The organism is Pseudofrankia asymbiotica (genome assembly GCF_001983105.1).
GTDB classification, from domain to species: Bacteria; Actinomycetota; Actinomycetes; order Frankiales; family Frankiaceae; genus Pseudofrankia; species Pseudofrankia asymbiotica.
On record NZ_MOMC01000015.1, the window covers coordinates 109438 to 124798 of the forward strand.

Genomic DNA, 15361 nt, shown 5'->3' on the forward strand with positions numbered 1-15361 from the left:
GTCCGGACCGGCCGCCCTGGAGGACTCCCTGCGCCATGCGCGGAGCGGGAAGGCTAGGGACACCTGGTTCAGGCGCGGCCACGGAAGAAGGCCCGGAGGTCGTCGACCAGGAGGCCCGGCTCCTCGGCCGCGGCGAAGTGGCCTCCGCGCGGCATGAGGTTCCAGTGCTCGATCGCGAAATGGTCGTTCGCGATCCGCTCGGTGGTCGGGTAGAGCTCCTTCGGGAACACCGCCACGCCGGTCGGCACCTCGACGCGGCCGGACCCGGCCGGCCGCGTCGAGGTGCCGGCGAAGTAACGCGCCATCTCGTAGTAGAGCCGCGCGGACGAGCCCGCGGTAGCGGTGACCCAGTAGGTCATGACGGTCGCGAGGATCTCGTCCCTGCTCAGGACGGATTCGAGGTCACCGTCACAGTCGGTCCAGCTCCGCAGCTTCTCGACGATCCACGCGGCCTGCCCGGCGGGCGAGTCGGTGAGTCCGTACGACAGCGTCTGCGGCCGGGTCGACTGGATCGCGACGTAGCCGAGCTCGTCGCCGCGGCGGCGGTCGTTGGCCGCGACCATCGCCTCCTCCTCCGGGGTGAGCACGCCGTCAAGCGGTCGCAGGCCGCTCTGCAGGAGGGTGAGGTGCAGCCCGATGAGCAGGCCGGGTGACCGGCGAGCGAGTTCGGTGTTGATGGGCGAGCCCATGTCGGTGCCGAACGCCGCGAAGCGGTCGTAGCCGAGGCCGTCCATCAGCTCGCCGAACGCGGCCGCGATACGGCCGGGATGCCAGCCGCGGCCGGCGGTCGGCCCGCTCCACCCGTAGCCGGGAATGGACGGGGCCACGACGTGGAACGCGTCCGTCTCGTCGCCGCCGTGCGCGACCGGATCGGTGAGCGGCCCGAGCGTCCTGAGGAACTCCAGCGGAGTGCTGGGCCAGCCGTGCACCATGAGAAGCGGCCGCGCCTTCGGATATGGCGAGCGGGCGTGGATGAAGTGGACGCGCTGGCCGTCGATCTCGGTGGTGAACTGCGGCCACGCGTTGATCCGGGTCTCGACCGCGCGCCAGTCGAACTCGTCGGCCCAGTAGGCGCAGAGCTCACGCAGATACGTGCCGTCGGTGCCGTAGTCCCAGCCGCTGCCGGGGATCTGGTCGGGCCACCGGGTCCGCCGCAGACGCCAGCGCAGGTCGTCGATCACCGCGTCGTCGACGTGGACCTCAAAAGGGGTGAACTCCATCGGGCTCCTCGCGAGGAAGCGAAGGCGGCCGCGCCTACGCCAGCATGTCGTGGATCTCTCGTTCCGCGAGCGCTCGGGCCTCGGTCGCGTCGAGGGCCACGCCGCCGGTCTTGATCACCCGGCTCACCCCGCGCCGGGCGTCGTCGCGGTAGCGGGCCTCGATCACGTCGAACTCGAGGTTCTTGACGTAGATCCGGAGCCGGTCGCGCAGGGCGCCGTCGGTGTGCGCCGCCTCGACCACCTCGGGCAGCAGGCTGGTGGAGACCAGCAGCGCGTGCGCGACCTTCCGGGCGCGCTCGTCACGCAGGCCCAGCAGGATCTCCTGCTGGGAGGAGCGGATGATGTGGTCCTTCCACCAGTCGAAGTCGCGCTCGGAGTCGATCGCGCTCAGCTCGATGTTCTGCAGCAGGAGGGTGCGGGTGAGCCCCTCGACGGAGTACTTCACGTAGCGGCGCCGGTCGTTCCCGGACAGGGAGCCGGCGTACGCGCGCAGCCCACGACGGGCGTCGGTGGCCGAGAAGCAGTAGCGCCGGATGCCGTGGATCTCGGGGTCGAGCAGCCCGTACTCGTAGTTGACGATGCGGAAGGGGTTGGCTCCGCTCTCCAGCTGGGCCGGCCACGCGTCCAGGGCCGCTTCGGGGGAGAAGGCCCACGCCTGCGGCGGGCGTGCGGTGCCGGCCATCAGGTCGCGCAGGATCGGCCCGCCGTACAGGCGCTGGGGGAGGAGCGGTCCCGGGCCACGGGAGTAGGCGATGCTCACCCCGGTGGCCTGAGCCCTGCGCAGGAAACGGTTGTGGTCGAGGTATGTCAGCGACGCCGTGAAACGGGTGAGCGGGGAGGGACGCAGCTCGCTCAGGTGGAACACCGCGTCCAGGAGCCGCTCGACCCAGTCCTCGTTCCACACCTCGCGCGCGGCCGCGCGGATCGCGCGGCCGACGTCGGCGTTCCCGCCGGTGTACTGCGCGCCGACGGTCGCGCCGCCGAACAGGGCGAGCAGGGCGACGGCCGGCGAGTCGAAGCCGGCGTTCCCCCGGGCCGAGCGCACCAGGACGCCGAGCGAGTCGACCAGGCCGCCGAACGGGGTGCTGGTGTCGACCGTGATCGACGGCTCGAGCTCGGAGAGCAGCCGCAGCCCGTCGGGGGTGAACTCACGCCGCTGGTCGCCCAGCCCCATCGATGACATGACGAACTCGCCCAGTACCCGGATCTGCTCGGGGCTGTGGCTGTCGTAGCTGTCGTCCTCGAGCGCGTGCCGGACCTCGCGGGCGACGGGGGCGGTGGAGCCGCGCTCGATGAGCAGGAGGAAGTCCAGCAGCTCGCGGCGGCGGCTGCTCGAGAACGGCACGTCCCGCGAGCGGCGGTTGGCGGCGATGGCGATCTCCGCCAGCGAGACCCTCGGGCCGTACCGGCTGCTGGATCCGGTGCCGGCGTACGAGCGCACGACGCCGTTGCGCACCCACTGGTTGACCGCCTGCCGGCTGACGCCGACCGTGCGTGAGGCCTCCGCCTGGGTCACGAGGTCGAAGGGCAGCTCCTCGGAGACGGTCTTGGTGCGCAGCCGCTCCGCGGCCCGCTCCAGGGCGCGAACCAGCTCCGGGACCGGTACGGCCCCGCTCTCCCCGAGAGTGAGGGCGAGTCGCTCGAGCGCGATCGAGATCGACTCGTCACGAGATCTCTCCATGGGCCACGATCCTATTGACGTTCGGTGCTCGGTCCGCTCCGGCGATTGTTATGTTGTAATTGTATTACAGCCTTGTGGTGACGGTCGTCGCGTTCGTGGCCGCCTCCGGCCGACGCTCGGTGGCGGGGCCCGTCGCGACCGCCCTGGCGACCACCATCGAGGTGGGCGTGGTCACTCTGCTGCTCGCGGCGCTCGACGTCGCGCCGGCAGCGGCCCGGCCTCCTCGTCTGGGCGTTGGTCCGCGGCCACGGCGGCTGGACGGTTGTAATTATGTTTGGAATAATGTTCCTATGTTTTCGGACCGTGATTCCGCCCGCGCCGACGTCTTCGTCGGCGGCCGCTGGCGCGCTGGCTCGGCCGGTGAGTTCGACGTCCTCGACCCGGCGACCGGCGCCGTGGTCTCCCGGGTGTCCGACGGCTCGGAGGCGGACGGCACCGCCGCGGTCGACGCCGCGGCCGCCGCGTTCCCGCGCTGGGCGGCGACGGCACCGCGGGAACGCTCGGAGCTGTTGCGCCGCACCTTCGAGCTCATGCTGCGCGACCGCGAGCGGCTCGCCGCGTTGATCAGCGCCGAGAACGGCAAGGCGCTCGCCGACGCGCGGGCCGAGATCACCTACGCGGCGGAGTTCTTCCGCTGGTTCTCCGAGGAGGCGGTGCGCACGGCGGGTGGCTTCGGGGCCGGCCCGGCGGGCGGCACCCGGACCGTGGTCACGCACAAGCCCGTGGGTGTGGCCGCCCTGGTGACGCCGTGGAACTTCCCGGCCGCGATGGCGACCCGCAAGCTCGCGCCGGCGCTGGCCGCCGGCTGCACCACGGTGCTCAAGCCGGCGTCGGAGACGCCGCTGACCACGCTGGCGCTGACCCGCCTGCTGGTCGAGGCGGGGCTGCCGGCCGGCGTCGTGAACGTGGTCCCGACCAAGCGTTCCGGCCCGCTGGTGTCGGCCTGGCTGGCCGACCCGCGGGTTCGCAAGATCTCGTTCACCGGCTCCACCGAGGTGGGCCGGGTGCTGCTGCGGCAGGCCGCGGACCGGGTCGTCAACGCCTCGATGGAGCTGGGCGGCAACGCGCCGTTCGTGATCACGGCCGACGCCGACCTGGACCTCGCCGTCGAGGCCGCGATGGTGGCCAAGTTCCGCGGTGGCGGCCAGGCCTGCACCGCGGCGAACCGGTTCTACGTGCACGCCGCCGTGGCCGCCGACTTCGCCGACCGGTTCGGCGCCGCCGTCGAGAAGCTCACCGTCGGCCCGGCCGCGGACGGGCATGACATCGGCCCACTGATCTCGGCCCGCGCCGTCACGGAGGTCGGTGCCCTGGTCGACCAGGCGATCTCCCGCGGGGCCGTCGTCAGCCACCAGGCCCCGGTTCCCGAGGCCGGCGGGTTCTACTACCCGCCGACCGTGCTGGTCGACGTCCCCGCCGACGCCGACGTCGTTCGCAACGAGATCTTCGGCCCGGTCGCCCCGCTGGTGACCTGGACCGACGAGGAGACCCTGCTGCGGATGGTCAACGACACCGAGATGGGGCTCGCCGCCTACGTCGTCGCCGGCGACCTCGGCCGTGCGCTGCGGCTCGCCGAGCGGATCGACGCCGGCATGGTCGGCATCAACCGCGGGCTCGTGTCCGACCCGTCCGCGCCGTTCGGCGGCATGAAGCAGAGCGGCCTGGGCCGCGAGGGCGCCCGGGCCGGTCTCGAGGAGTTCCTCGAGACCCAGTACTTCACCGTCGACTGGCGCGACTGAGCGGCGGCACGGACGGACCCCGACCGGGGACGGAGCGGTACCAGCACCAGCACCACCAGGGACCAGGACAGGAGCGGGATGACCGACCAACTGCGGGACCGGCTCGACATCGAGAAGGCGATGCGCCACTACGCCGTCGGCCTGGACGAGCGCAGGTGGGAGGAGTGGGACCTCGCGTTCACGCCCGACGGGATCATCGACTTCACCCCGATGGGTGGCAGGCGCGAGACCCGTGACCAGATGCGCGGGCGGCTCAGCAAGCCCGATCCGGCCTGGTTGTTCGCCCAGCACCCGCTCTACAACACGATCATCACGCTCGACGGGGACACCGCCACGGCGTTCTCGCACTTCCAGATGGAGACCGGCCGCCGGGGTGACCGGGAGGGCCAGGTCGTGCGGGTGTCCGGCGGCGGGTCCTACGAGGACACCCTGGCCCGCACTCCCGACGGGTGGCGGATCACCGAGCGTCGCGTGTTCCTGAAGTGGAAGCGGACCTACACGGTCGACGACGAGGTCAGCCGCGGCTGACCGCGAGGGCGGCGAGGCGGCGCGCCGGCCAGGCCAGGCGGCGCGCCCGCCGGTGTCACCGCCCCGCGGGCGCGGACGCGGGGGCGCGCCGCCTGGCCGCGTACGGCCACGCGTCCGTCAGGAGTCCGCGTCCGTCAGGAGTCCGCGTCCGTCAGGATCAGCGAGGCCGCGTGCCAGGCCAGCGCCTGGGTCGGCGCGGACGTGTTGCCCGAGGGCTGGCGCGGGAAGACGGACGCGTCCACGATCCGCAGCCCGGTCGTCCCGCGCACGCGCAGCCGCTCGTCGACCACGTCGTCGTCGCCAGGTCCCATGGCGCAGCTGCCGAGCGGGTGGTAGCCCGACGCGCCCTGGAACAGCCCCACCCGCTCGAAGTCCGCCTCGGTACGGACGTCCGGGCCGGGGATCCGCTCGTCGGTGACGAGGTCGGCGACCGGGCCGGAGCCGAAGATCTCGCGCACCCGTGGGCCGACCTTGGACAGGATCCGCCGGTCCGCCTCGGTGTCGAGGAAGTTGGGCTGGATCGCGACGGGATCCTCGGGGTCCGGGCCGGTGATGTGGATGTGGCCCCGGCTCGTCGGGCGCAGCGGGTAGGCCGCCAGCATCATCCCGGGCTCGTCGTCGACCGCGAGCCTGTCGTTGTGCATCGTCTTCCCCTTCATCGAGATGGGGTTGAAGAAGCCGCACGTGTCGGGTCGGTCGGAGCTCTCGTCGGCCCTGAAGTAGACCAGGCAGGTCGCCGAGCCCTGGGCGATGATGCCGTCGCGCCGGACCAGGTACYTCGCGCCCTGGTACATCCGCTTGGCCTGGCTGTTCACGAGCGGGTTGAAGCCGGCGGCGGCACCGGGCCGGAGCCTGTACATGAACCGCAGCCCGCGATGCTCGTTCAGCTTCTCGCCGACGTTCGGGCTCTCCACCACCAGCTTGACGCCGGCCCGGTCGAGCACGTCCGCGCGGCCCACGCCGGAGCGCTCCAGCAGGATGGGAGTGTCGAGCGAGCCGCCGCAGACCAGCACCTCGCGACGCGCGCGGATCTCGACCTGCTCCCCGCCACGCCGGGCCAGGACGCCGACCGCGCGGGTGCCGTCGAAGAGGATCCGGCCGACCTCGGCCCCTGTCATCAGCGTGACGTGGCCGCGCCGGAGGGCCGGGCGCAGGAAGGCGCCGGCCGCGGTGACCCGGGTGCCGCGCCTGGTGGAGAACTGGGTGTAGCCGGTGCGGGCGTCGTCGGAGCCGTTGATGTCGAGCACCCGCGTCACGCCGGCCGCCGCGCAGGACTCCATGAACGCCTCGGAGACCGGCTCGGCGGGGGCGGTGATCTCGACGCTGACCGGCCCGCTGCCGCCGTGCAGGTCGGACGCGCCGAGCTGGAAGGACTCCAGGTGCCGGTACGCGTCGAGGAAGGTGTCCCAGCCCCAGCCGGCGTTGCCGTCGGCGACCAGCTGGTCGAAGTCGCCGGCCCAGCCGCGGTTCCAGACCAGTCCGTTGATGGTCGTCGAGCCGCCGACCACGCGGCCCCGCCACCACTCGTCGGTGGCGCCGTCGGGGCCGAACGGGCCGGCGGTGAACTTCTTGGCGTACCGCGCGGAGTGCATGGTGAAGAAGAAGCCCTTGGGGATCCTGTGCACCGGGTTGCGGTCGTGGCCGCCGGCCTCGATCACCAGGACGCTGGCCCGGGAGCCGGCCGAGAGCCGCTCGGCGAGCACCGAGCCGCCGGCGCCGGAGCCGATGATGACGTAGTCGAACTCCACGCTGTTCTCCTTCGGGGCCGGGTCTCCTTCGGGGCCGTGAGCGGGCGTTACGCCGGGGTGAGCACGTCGAGCGTCAGCTCGGCCACCCGCTCCAGGTGCTGGGTGGCGGTGCCGAGCGTCAGCCCGTCGGTGCTGGCCCGCTTGAAGTAGAGGTGCGGCGAGCCCTCCCAGGTGAAGCCGAGGCCGCCGTGCAGCTGGATGGCCGCCGCGGTGACCGCGTGGTAGGACTCGCTCGCCACGGCCTTGGCCAGACTGGCCGCGAGCCGGGGGTCGTCGGTGCCGTCCTGGAGCGCCCAGGCGCCGTGGTACGCCGCCGAGCGGGCGGTCTCGACCGCGATGAGCATGTTCGCGCAGCGGTGCTTGACGGCCTGGAACGCGCCGACCGGCTGGCCGAACTGCTTGCGGGTGCTGACGTGCTCGACGGTGACGTCGAGCATCCGCTGCGCGCCGCCGACCGACTCGGCCGCCAGCAGCACGGCGGCCACCTGGGCGGCTCGCTCGCACGCGCGCGCCGCCTCGGATCCGGTGGCCAGCAGCCGTGCGGGGGTCGCGTCGAAGGTCAGCGCGGCCTGGCGGCGGGTCAGGTCGAGCGTGGTCAGCGGCGTCCGGGTCAGCCCCGCCGCGTCGCCCTGGACGGCGAACAGCGCGAGGTCGCAACCGGGACCAGCCGTGGCGATGCCGGGACCAGCCGTCGCGACGACCAGGAGCGTGTCGGCGCTGGCGCCGTCCGGGACCTGCGCGACCGCTCCGGACAGCCGCCAGCGCTCGCCGTCACCCTCGCCGTCCCGCTCGGCGTGGATCGTGACCGCGGCGTCGTCGAGGCGGCCGCCGGACAGCGGCGCGACCAGCGTGGCGACCCGCTCGCCCGAGCACAGCGGCCCCAGGAGCTCCCGCTTCGCGTCCTCGTCGGAGATCGCCACCAGGGCGGGCATGGCGAGGGCGAGGGTGCCGAGCACCGGCCCGCAGACCAGGGCCGCGCCGAGCTCGTCGACGACGACCGCCTGCGCGACCAGCCCGACGTCGTCGCCGCCGTACGCCTCGGGCACGGCGAGCCCCAGCACGCCGAGCTCGCCGCCGAGGCGCCGCCAGAGATCCGGATCGTGGCCCGGCTCCGACTCCATCGTGGTCCRCACCACCGGCTCGGGCGAGAACTCGGCGCAGAACTCGCGCACCATGGACCGCAGCGCGACGATCTCGTCGTCGAACTCGAACTCCCGCGTCATCGGGGAATGTCCTTCCACGCGAGGCCCTGGTCGGCGCGCGGCTCCCGCGGCAGCTTCAGCGACCGCTCACCGATGACGTTGCGCATGATCTCCGAGGTGCCGCCCTCGAGGGTGGTGGCCCGGCAGCGCAGGTACTTGCGCTGGATCGCCGCCGGGCCCGACTCGTCGTCGGGAGCCTCGAGCGAGTAGGTGTCGATGAGCGTGCCCTCGGGACCGAGCAGCTCCAGGCAGAAGTCGTACACGGCCTGCGACAGCTCGGAGTTGAGCAGCTTGATGATCGCGCTCTCCGCGCCCGCCACCCCCTTGCTGGCCGCGACCCGGGCGCGGTCCCCGGTCAGCCGCTGGGACTCCGCGCGTACCCACAGCCGCGTCAGCCGCTCCCGGAGCACCGGTGTGTGCCGCTCGGGGTGCGCCGCCCACAGCGCGAGCGCGTCGGCGACCGGGCCGCTGCCGCGGGCCGCGACCCGGTCGCCGAGCGATGTCCGCTCGTCGCCGAGCGTGCTGTTGGCCACGAGCCAGCCCTCGCCGACCCCGCCGAAACGCTGGGAGTCGGGGATGTGGACGTCGTCGAGGAACACCTCGTTGAACGCCGCGCGCCCGGTGATCTGGCGCAGCGGCCGGACGTCGATGCCCGGGGTCCGCATGTCGACGATGAAGTAGGTCAGGCCCTTGTGCTTGGGCACGTCGGGATCGGTGCGGGCCAGCAGGACGGCCCAGCGGGAGAGGTGGGCGAGGCTGTTCCAGACCTTCTGGCCGTTGACGCGCCAGCCGTCACCGTCACGGACCGCACGGGTGGCGAGACCCGCGAGGTCGGAGCCGGCGCCCGGCTCGCTGAACAGCTGGCACCACTTCTCCTCGCCGGTGGCCAGCGGGCGCAGCAGCCGGGCCGCGAGCTCGGGGTCGGCGTACCGCCGGATGGTGCCGGCCACGATCCCGTAGCCAATGGTGTTGACGGTGCGTGGCTCGGGGCCGCCGGCCGCACGCAGGAGGCGGTTCGCCAGCGGCTGCAGGGCGCGAGGCGCGTCCAGGCCGCCGAGGCCCGCCGGGAAGTGCACCCAGGTGAGCCCGGCGTCGTACCACGCGCCCATCAGCTCGGGGATCGGCGTCGAGACAGGTGGGTGCTCGGCCAGCACCCGACGGGCGGTCTCCTCGACCAGCGCGGCGTCGGAGACGGTCGCTGTGGGCGCGGTCATCGTGTCCCTTCGCGGCGGATGACGGTGATGCCGAGACTCTACCTGCTTACAACATCACTGATTCAGGCGAGACGGCTCGTCTAACATAACTTAAACATTATTGAAGGTGCTGTCGACCGGCCCAGCGCTCAGGCGAGCACGGCGTCCCCGACCCGGTCTCCGGGGGTGAACCGGACCGGTATCTCGTTCGGCCCCACCACCGACGGCGTCTGCGGGTGCTGGTGCCACTCGACGTCGCCGGCCGGTCGCAGGTCGGGCATCCGGGTCACCAGCGCCGTGAACATGGCGACCAGCTCGGCGCGTGCCAGGTGCGATCCCAGGCAGAAGTGCCGGCCGGCGCCGAAGGCGAGGTGCGGGTTGGGGTGGCGGTGGATGTCGAAGGTGTCGGGGTCGGCGAACACCCGGGGATCGCGGTTCGCGGCGCCGTAGTAGCTGACCAGCTTGGTCCCCTTGCTGACCGGGACGCCGGCGAACTCGGCGTCGCGGGTGGCGGTCCGGCGCTGGAAGACGATCGGCGGGTCGTAGCGCAGCATCTCCTCGACCGCCTGGGGGACCAGGGAGGGGTCGTCGACGAGCGCTCGGTGCGCCTCGGGGTGCTGGAAGAGGCGGTTCATCCCGGTGGCCAGGACGTTGCGCGAGGTGTCGCTGCCGGCGGAGACCAGGAGCTGGAAGTCGAGCTGGAACTGGAACTCGTCGAAGGGGATGTCGAGCACCTCGGCGTGCGCGATCTTGGTGAGCATGTCGTCCCGCGGCGAGTCGGTCCGCTCCCGGTAGGCCTCGCTGGCCCAGTTGTAGAGGGTGGTGATCGCCTCCGCGCCGATGCCGTGGGACGGGTCRCTGCCCCGGGCAAGGGTGGCCGCGGCGTTGAACATGACCAGGGACTGCTCGCGGGGGAGCCCGATCAGGTCGGCCATCACGAAGCTGGCCATGCGCCCGGCGATGTCGTCGACGAAGTTGCAGGCGCCCTTCTCGATGACCCGGTCGATGATGTCGTTGACCAGCCCCTCGAGCACCTCCTGCTGCGAGCGGACCGTCATCGGGCTGAGCTCGGGACTGAGCAGCCTGCGGTGCGGGGTGTGGTGCGGTGGGTCGGAGAAGATCAGGTGCTGGTGGGTCGCGTCGCCCTGCACGGCGGTGTCGCTGATCAGCGTCGTCGGGGCGTTGCCGAAGGTGTCCGAGTCGGTCTCGAGGGCCTTCACGTCGGCGTACCGGGTGAGCGCGTAGAAGCCCGGGCCGCCGTCGTGCTCGGCCTGCCAGTGGATCGGGTCGTTCTCCCGCAGGTACTTGTACAGCTCGTAGGGCTGCCCCACCACGTAGTGAGCGGGGTCGAGCAGGTCGATCTCCATGCGGCACCTCGGATGCGGTCGGTCCGGCCGTCGGCCAATAATGGTATAAACAAGTTTGCAGTCATCGTGGCCTACACCACAAGTGGTGGTCAAAACGAGCCAGGCAGCCGGGCCGTCCTCGGGCGCAAGCTGGGCCTCGCGCTTCGTGTCGTGCTGCACTACTGTTTTGAGTCGACTGAGATGTACTTAACCATCACAGCAACGCGCCAGCACAGGAGGACCCCCGGTGACCGCAGCCCCGACCGCGACACGTACCTACCGGTCACTGAACCCGGCGACCGGTGAGCTTCTGCGCGAGTACCCGTTCCTCGCCGACGCCGAGCTGGAGGCGAAGCTGGCGCTGGCTCATCAGGCCTACCTGACCTGGYGCGAGGTTCCGCTCGCGGAGCGCGTGGCGCTCTTCGCCAAGGTCGCGGACCTGATCGAGGCCAGGCTCCCGGAGCTGGCCCACCAGGCCTCCCTGGAGATGGGGAAGATCCTGCCCTACTCGCTGGGCGAGGGCGCCGGCGCCGTCAGCATGTTCCGCTACTACGCCGAGCACGGCGAGGCGCAGCTCGCCGACGAGGTGATCGAGTCACCGGGATTCTCGAAGCTCGTCCTGCGCCGGGAGCCCGTCGGCGTCGTGCTCGGCATCGAGCCGTGGAACGCGCCGCTGTACCAGGCGATGCGCGCGACGGCCCCCAACCTGATCCTCGGGAACACCGTGCTGGTGAAACCGGCCGAGATCTGCGCCGGCTCGACACTCATGTTCGACGACATCTTCCGCGAGGCCGGGTTCCCCGAGGGCTGCTACCAGACCATCCTCGCCTCGACCGACCAGGTCTCGACGCTGATCGCGGACGACCGCGTGCGCGCCGTGACGCTCACCGGCTCCGACCGCGCCGGCTCGGCCGTCGGCGAGCAGGCCAGCCGCCACATCAAGCCCGTCGTGCTCGAGCTCGGCGGCTCCGACGCGTTCATCGTGCTCGACTCCGCGAACGTGGAGCTCGCCGCCGGCACCGCGGCGGCCTGCCGGCTGGTGCTGGGTGGCCAGGCGTGCGCGCTGCCGAAGCGGGTGATCGCGACCGAGGGGGTCGCGGACGAGCTCACCGAGAGGTATGTCGCGGTGTTCGCCTCGCAGGTCCTCGGCGACCCGTTCGACGAGAAGGCGACCGTCGGGCCGATGTCGAGCCAGTCCGCCGTCGACCTGCTCCAGGAGCAACTGGACGACGCGGTCGCCAAGGGCGCGACGGTGCTCCTCGAAGGCGGCAGGATCGATGGCCCCGGCTTCTACTTCAAGCCGGCCGTGATCACCGGTGTGACGCCCGAGATGCGGCTCTACCGCGAGGAGGCGTTCGGCCCGCTCGGCATGATCTTCCGAGTGCCGGACGCCGACGCCGCGGTGAGGCTCGCCAACGACAACCCGTACGGGCTCGGCGGCGCCGTGTTCGGTGAGGAGGAGGAGGCGCTGCGGGTCGCCGGCCGCATCGACACCGGTGGCGTGGGCGTGAACACCTTCCTCGGCTCGCCGACCGAGGCGCCGTTCGGCGGGACCAAGCGCTCCGGCGTGGGCCGCGAGCTCGGCGGCCGCACCGGCATCGACATGTTCGCCAACCTCAAGACCTACGGCTTTCCCGCATAGCTTTCCCGCACAGGCACGTCCGCCGCGCGTCCCGCCGTGTGCCGCCGCCGGTCCAGGCCCCGGCCCGGCGGCGGCACACGGCGCGGGCGGCATCACCTCCATCGAGGAGCGCTCCGATCAACGCCCGCCGCGTCGTCTCGTCCCGACGCACCTACACCAAGGCCGAGCTCGACGCGATTGCCCAGAGCTACCGCACCTGGGGAGCGTGGGGGCCTGGCGACGAGGCCGGCGCACTCAACCGCATCACCCCGGACCGGGTGTCCGCCGCCGCGGCCCTGGCCCGGACCGGAAGGACCTTCTCGCTGGCCATCCCGCTGGACCGCGACGGGCCGATGCCCTCGAAAACGGCGCGGGTGAACCCCCAGCACCAGATGTACCGRCACGGCGGTGACCTGCTCGCCGACTGGGAGAACGCCCAGCACGKCATGCAGTCCACGGACGACGGCATCTACATGCCGCTTCAGTGCGCGACGCAGTGGGACGCCTTCTGCCACGTCTTCTACGACGGGGTGACCTACAACGGGTACGGCCCCGAGTCGGTCACCAGCCAGGGAGCCGTCCACAACAGCATCGCCCAGGTCGCCGGCCGGGTGGTCGGGCGCGGTGTCCTGCTGGACTTCCCGCGCTTCTACGGCGTGGACTGGCTCGAGCCCGGGGACGCCATCCAGGACGTCGACATGGCGGCCTGCGCCGAGGCGCAGAACGTGGAGATCGGCCAGGGGGACATCGTCCTGATCCGCACCGGGCACATGCGCCGCCGCCGGGAGGAGGGCGACGAGCACTGGGGCGACTACGCCGCCGGCCCCGCCCCCGGGCTGGGCGTGAGCAGCGCCCACTACCTGCTGCCGCGCGGGGTCGCCGCGGTCGCGGGCGACACCTGGGGGCTGGAGAGCGTGCCCAGCGAGTCCCTGCCGGAGGTGAAGTTCGCCCTGCACGTGATCTTCCTGGTCAACGCCGGAGTCCTGATCGGGGAGATCTGGGACCTGGAGGAGCTGGCCGCCGACTGCGCGGCCGACGGGGTGTACGAGTTCTTCCTCAGCGCCCAGCCGCTCACCGTGACCGGCGCGGTCGGCTCGCCGCTGAACCCGATCGCGATCAAGTAGCGCGCCCGGCCCGCGCCCCCGGCCGGACGCGTCCCACGGGCGGACGCGCCGCAGGCCAATCGTGTCGTTGTTATGGTTAAAGCTGGGACCATCGATGGCGCGATGATTGCCGGACACGAGAGGACAAGCATGTCGGACTACCGGTTCATCACCTATGAGCTGCTCGACGAGGGCACGATCGCCCGGATCACGCTGAACCGGCCGCGGTATCGCAACGCCCAGAACCGCGGCCTGCTCGTCGAGCTGGACGAGGCGATGCTGCGCGCGGAGGCCGACGACACGGTGCGCGTGGTGATCCTGACCGGCAACGGCATGACGTTCTCGTCCGGGCACGACATGGGAACGCCGGAACGCGCGACGGAGMGGGCCGAGGGCCCCGACCAGCACCCGACGTTCCAGACCAACGGCGCCACGCGGCGCAGCGCCGAGAAGCGCATTCTCCAGGAGTGGCACTACTACTACCAGAACTCGCTGCGGTGGCGGAACCTTCGCAAGATCACTATCTGCTCGGTGCGGGGGCCGGTGCACGCGGCGGGGCTGACCTTCGCCTGGTCCTGCGACCTGATCGTCGGCGCCGAGGGCACCACCTTCTCGGACCCGGTCGGCACCCGGCTCGGGATGTGCGGGGTCGAGTACTTCGCCCACCCCTGGGAGTTCGGGCTGCGGCGGACCAAGGAGCTGATGCTCACCGGCGGTGACGTCAGCATCGAGGAGGCGCGGCGGATCGGCATGGTCAGCCAGATCTACCCGGCCGACGAGCTGGCCGAGCGGACCCTCGACTACGCGCGCGAGATCGCCCTGCGGCCCACGATGACGGCGTTGATGATCAAAGAGGCCGTCAACCAGACCCAGGACAACATGGGCTTTTACAACTCGCTGCAGGCCTGTTTCAGCCTGCACCAGATCAACCACGCGCACTGGGCGGAGATCCACGGCGGCCGGGTCGCCCACGCGACCGTGGAGGACGGCGCCGTGGAGTGGCGCAAGCGGCCGTCCTCGGCGAACCCCGACCAGGACGACTCCCCGCCGCCGGGCGAGCCGTCCGGGCAGGCCGCCGGTGCGGGGGTCGCGCGGCCGGCGGAGGCCGGGCGATGACCGCGCCCTGGGCTGACCGCGACGCCGACTGGACCCCCGACTACGCCGGACTGATGCGGCTCGACGACCAGGTCCACGTGGTCCTCGGCGCGGGCTTCGGCATCGGCCGGCAGACCTCGCACGCMCTGTCCGCCTTCGGCGCGACCGTCGTGTGCGTCGACCGCGAGGGGGAGCGGGCCGAGAAGGTCGCGGCCGAGGTCGGCGGCATCGCCTGGACGGGTGACATCACCGACCGTGACGCGATGTCCGCGCTGTTCGACTTCGTCGGGGAGCGGTGCGGCCGGCTCGACGGGGTCGTCGACATCGTCGGTCTCGCCCGGTACAAGACGCTCCAGGACCTGACCGACGACGACTGGACCTACCATGTCGATCTCGTGCTCAAGCACGCCTATCTCGCGATCACCTATGCCGCGAGGTTCTGGGAGCGCACCAGTACCGGCGGCTCGATGGCCTTCGTCGCCTCGGTCGCGGGGATGGCGAGCTCCCCCAAGCTCAGTGCCTACGGGGCGATGAAGGCCGCGCTGATGTCCCTGGTCCGCACCGCCGCCGTCGAGCTCGGCCCGCTGGGCGTCCGCGTCAACGCGGTGGCACCCGGAGTCATCCGGACCCCGCGGCAGCAGGCCAACCCGCGATGGACCGGTGAGCTGCTAGGCGAGAACATCGACAAGACACCGCTGCGCAAGCTGGCCTATCCCTCGGACATCGCCAGCGTGCTGCTGTTCCTCGTCTCGCCGCTGGCCGGGCACGTGACCGGCGAGTCGATCGTCGTCGACGGCGGCAACCACGTCCTGTTCAACGTCAGCTCGCCCGAGCCCGAACGCCGGGGCTGAAGGGCGCGCGGCGGTGCTCACCGAGCGGGGCCGG

General features: G+C 71.8%; 12 protein-coding genes. 6 read left to right on the forward strand and 6 right to left on the reverse strand.

The annotated features are described in order from the left end of the window. Nucleotides 1–68: 68 nt before the first annotated feature. On the reverse strand, nucleotides 69–1220 hold the full coding sequence (locus tag BL253_RS08420; protein ID WP_076815192.1) for an epoxide hydrolase family protein: 1152 nt from the start codon (nucleotides 1218–1220) through the stop codon (nucleotides 69–71). Nucleotides 1221–1254: 34 nt separating this feature from the next. Beyond that, the gene (locus BL253_RS08425; protein ID WP_076815194.1) at nucleotides 1255–2901 is read right to left on the reverse strand and encodes a hypothetical protein; all 1647 of its coding nucleotides are present in this window, start codon (nucleotides 2899–2901) and stop codon (nucleotides 1255–1257) included. Nucleotides 2902–3191: 290 nt separating this feature from the next. Between BL253_RS08425 and BL253_RS08430 the strand changes: the two genes are divergently transcribed. Both BL253_RS08430 and BL253_RS08435 read left to right on the forward strand, forming a co-directional pair. After that, nucleotides 3192–4640 (forward strand): NAD-dependent succinate-semialdehyde dehydrogenase, encoded by a 1449-nt coding sequence (locus BL253_RS08430; protein WP_076815196.1) that lies wholly within the window; start codon nucleotides 3192–3194, stop codon nucleotides 4638–4640. Between the two features lie 78 nt (nucleotides 4641–4718). Further along, nucleotides 4719–5168 carry a nuclear transport factor 2 family protein gene (locus BL253_RS08435; RefSeq protein WP_076815198.1) on the forward strand — a complete coding sequence of 150 codons (450 nt, stop codon included), beginning with the start codon at nucleotides 4719–4721 and terminating at the stop codon, nucleotides 5166–5168. A 134-nt stretch (nucleotides 5169–5302) separates the two neighbouring features. Here BL253_RS08435 and BL253_RS08440 read toward each other — a convergent pair whose 3' ends face one another. From BL253_RS08440 to BL253_RS08455, 4 genes are all read right to left on the reverse strand, one after another. Beyond that, nucleotides 5303–6916: a GMC family oxidoreductase gene (locus BL253_RS08440; protein WP_076815200.1), complete on the reverse strand. Its 1614-nt coding sequence runs from the start codon at nucleotides 6914–6916 to the stop codon at nucleotides 5303–5305. Between the two features lie 47 nt (nucleotides 6917–6963). After that, the gene (locus tag BL253_RS08445; protein ID WP_076815202.1) at nucleotides 6964–8139 is read right to left on the reverse strand and encodes an acyl-CoA dehydrogenase family protein; all 1176 of its coding nucleotides are present in this window, start codon (nucleotides 8137–8139) and stop codon (nucleotides 6964–6966) included. Continuing rightward, complete coding sequence (locus BL253_RS08450; protein WP_076815204.1) at nucleotides 8136–9332, reverse strand: acyl-CoA dehydrogenase family protein; 1197 nt, start codon at nucleotides 9330–9332, stop codon at nucleotides 8136–8138. The genes BL253_RS08445 and BL253_RS08450 overlap by 4 nt, the downstream gene beginning before the upstream one ends. A 128-nt stretch (nucleotides 9333–9460) precedes the next feature. Further along, nucleotides 9461–10678 (reverse strand): cytochrome P450, encoded by a 1218-nt coding sequence (locus BL253_RS08455; protein ID WP_081438112.1) that lies wholly within the window; start codon nucleotides 10676–10678, stop codon nucleotides 9461–9463. A 226-nt stretch (nucleotides 10679–10904) separates the two neighbouring features. Between BL253_RS08455 and BL253_RS08460 the strand changes: the two genes are divergently transcribed. From BL253_RS08460 to BL253_RS08475, 4 genes are all read left to right on the forward strand, one after another. After that, on the forward strand, nucleotides 10905–12299 hold the full coding sequence (locus BL253_RS08460) for an aldehyde dehydrogenase family protein (RefSeq protein WP_076815206.1): 1395 nt from the start codon (nucleotides 10905–10907) through the stop codon (nucleotides 12297–12299). Nucleotides 12300–12337: 38 nt separating this feature from the next. Continuing rightward, the gene (locus tag BL253_RS08465) at nucleotides 12338–13402 is read left to right on the forward strand and encodes a cyclase family protein (RefSeq protein WP_198946213.1); all 1065 of its coding nucleotides are present in this window, start codon (nucleotides 12338–12340) and stop codon (nucleotides 13400–13402) included. Nucleotides 13403–13531: 129 nt separating this feature from the next. Then, complete coding sequence (locus BL253_RS08470; RefSeq protein ID WP_076815208.1) at nucleotides 13532–14497, forward strand: enoyl-CoA hydratase; 966 nt, start codon at nucleotides 13532–13534, stop codon at nucleotides 14495–14497. Next, on the forward strand, nucleotides 14494–15327 hold the full coding sequence (locus BL253_RS08475; RefSeq protein ID WP_076815209.1) for an SDR family NAD(P)-dependent oxidoreductase: 834 nt from the start codon (nucleotides 14494–14496) through the stop codon (nucleotides 15325–15327). The genes BL253_RS08470 and BL253_RS08475 overlap by 4 nt, the downstream gene beginning before the upstream one ends. Nucleotides 15328–15361: the final 34 nt, after the last annotated feature.

Bases quoted from the DNA above. Each gene is read 5' to 3' on its own strand.
- BL253_RS08435 (WP_076815198.1), top strand. From the start codon at position 4,719: ATGACCGACCAACTGCGGGACCGGCTCGACATCGAGAAGGCGATGCGC.
- BL253_RS08430 (WP_076815196.1), top strand. From the start codon at position 3,192: ATGTTTTCGGACCGTGATTCCGCCCGCGCCGACGTCTTCGTCGGCGGC.
- BL253_RS08420 (WP_076815192.1), bottom strand. From the start codon at position 1,220: ATGGAGTTCACCCCTTTTGAGGTCCACGTCGACGACGCGGTGATCGAC.
- BL253_RS08450 (WP_076815204.1), bottom strand. From the start codon at position 9,332: ATGACCGCGCCCACAGCGACCGTCTCCGACGCCGCGCTGGTCGAGGAG.
- BL253_RS08425 (WP_076815194.1), bottom strand. From the start codon at position 2,901: ATGGAGAGATCTCGTGACGAGTCGATCTCGATCGCGCTCGAGCGACTC.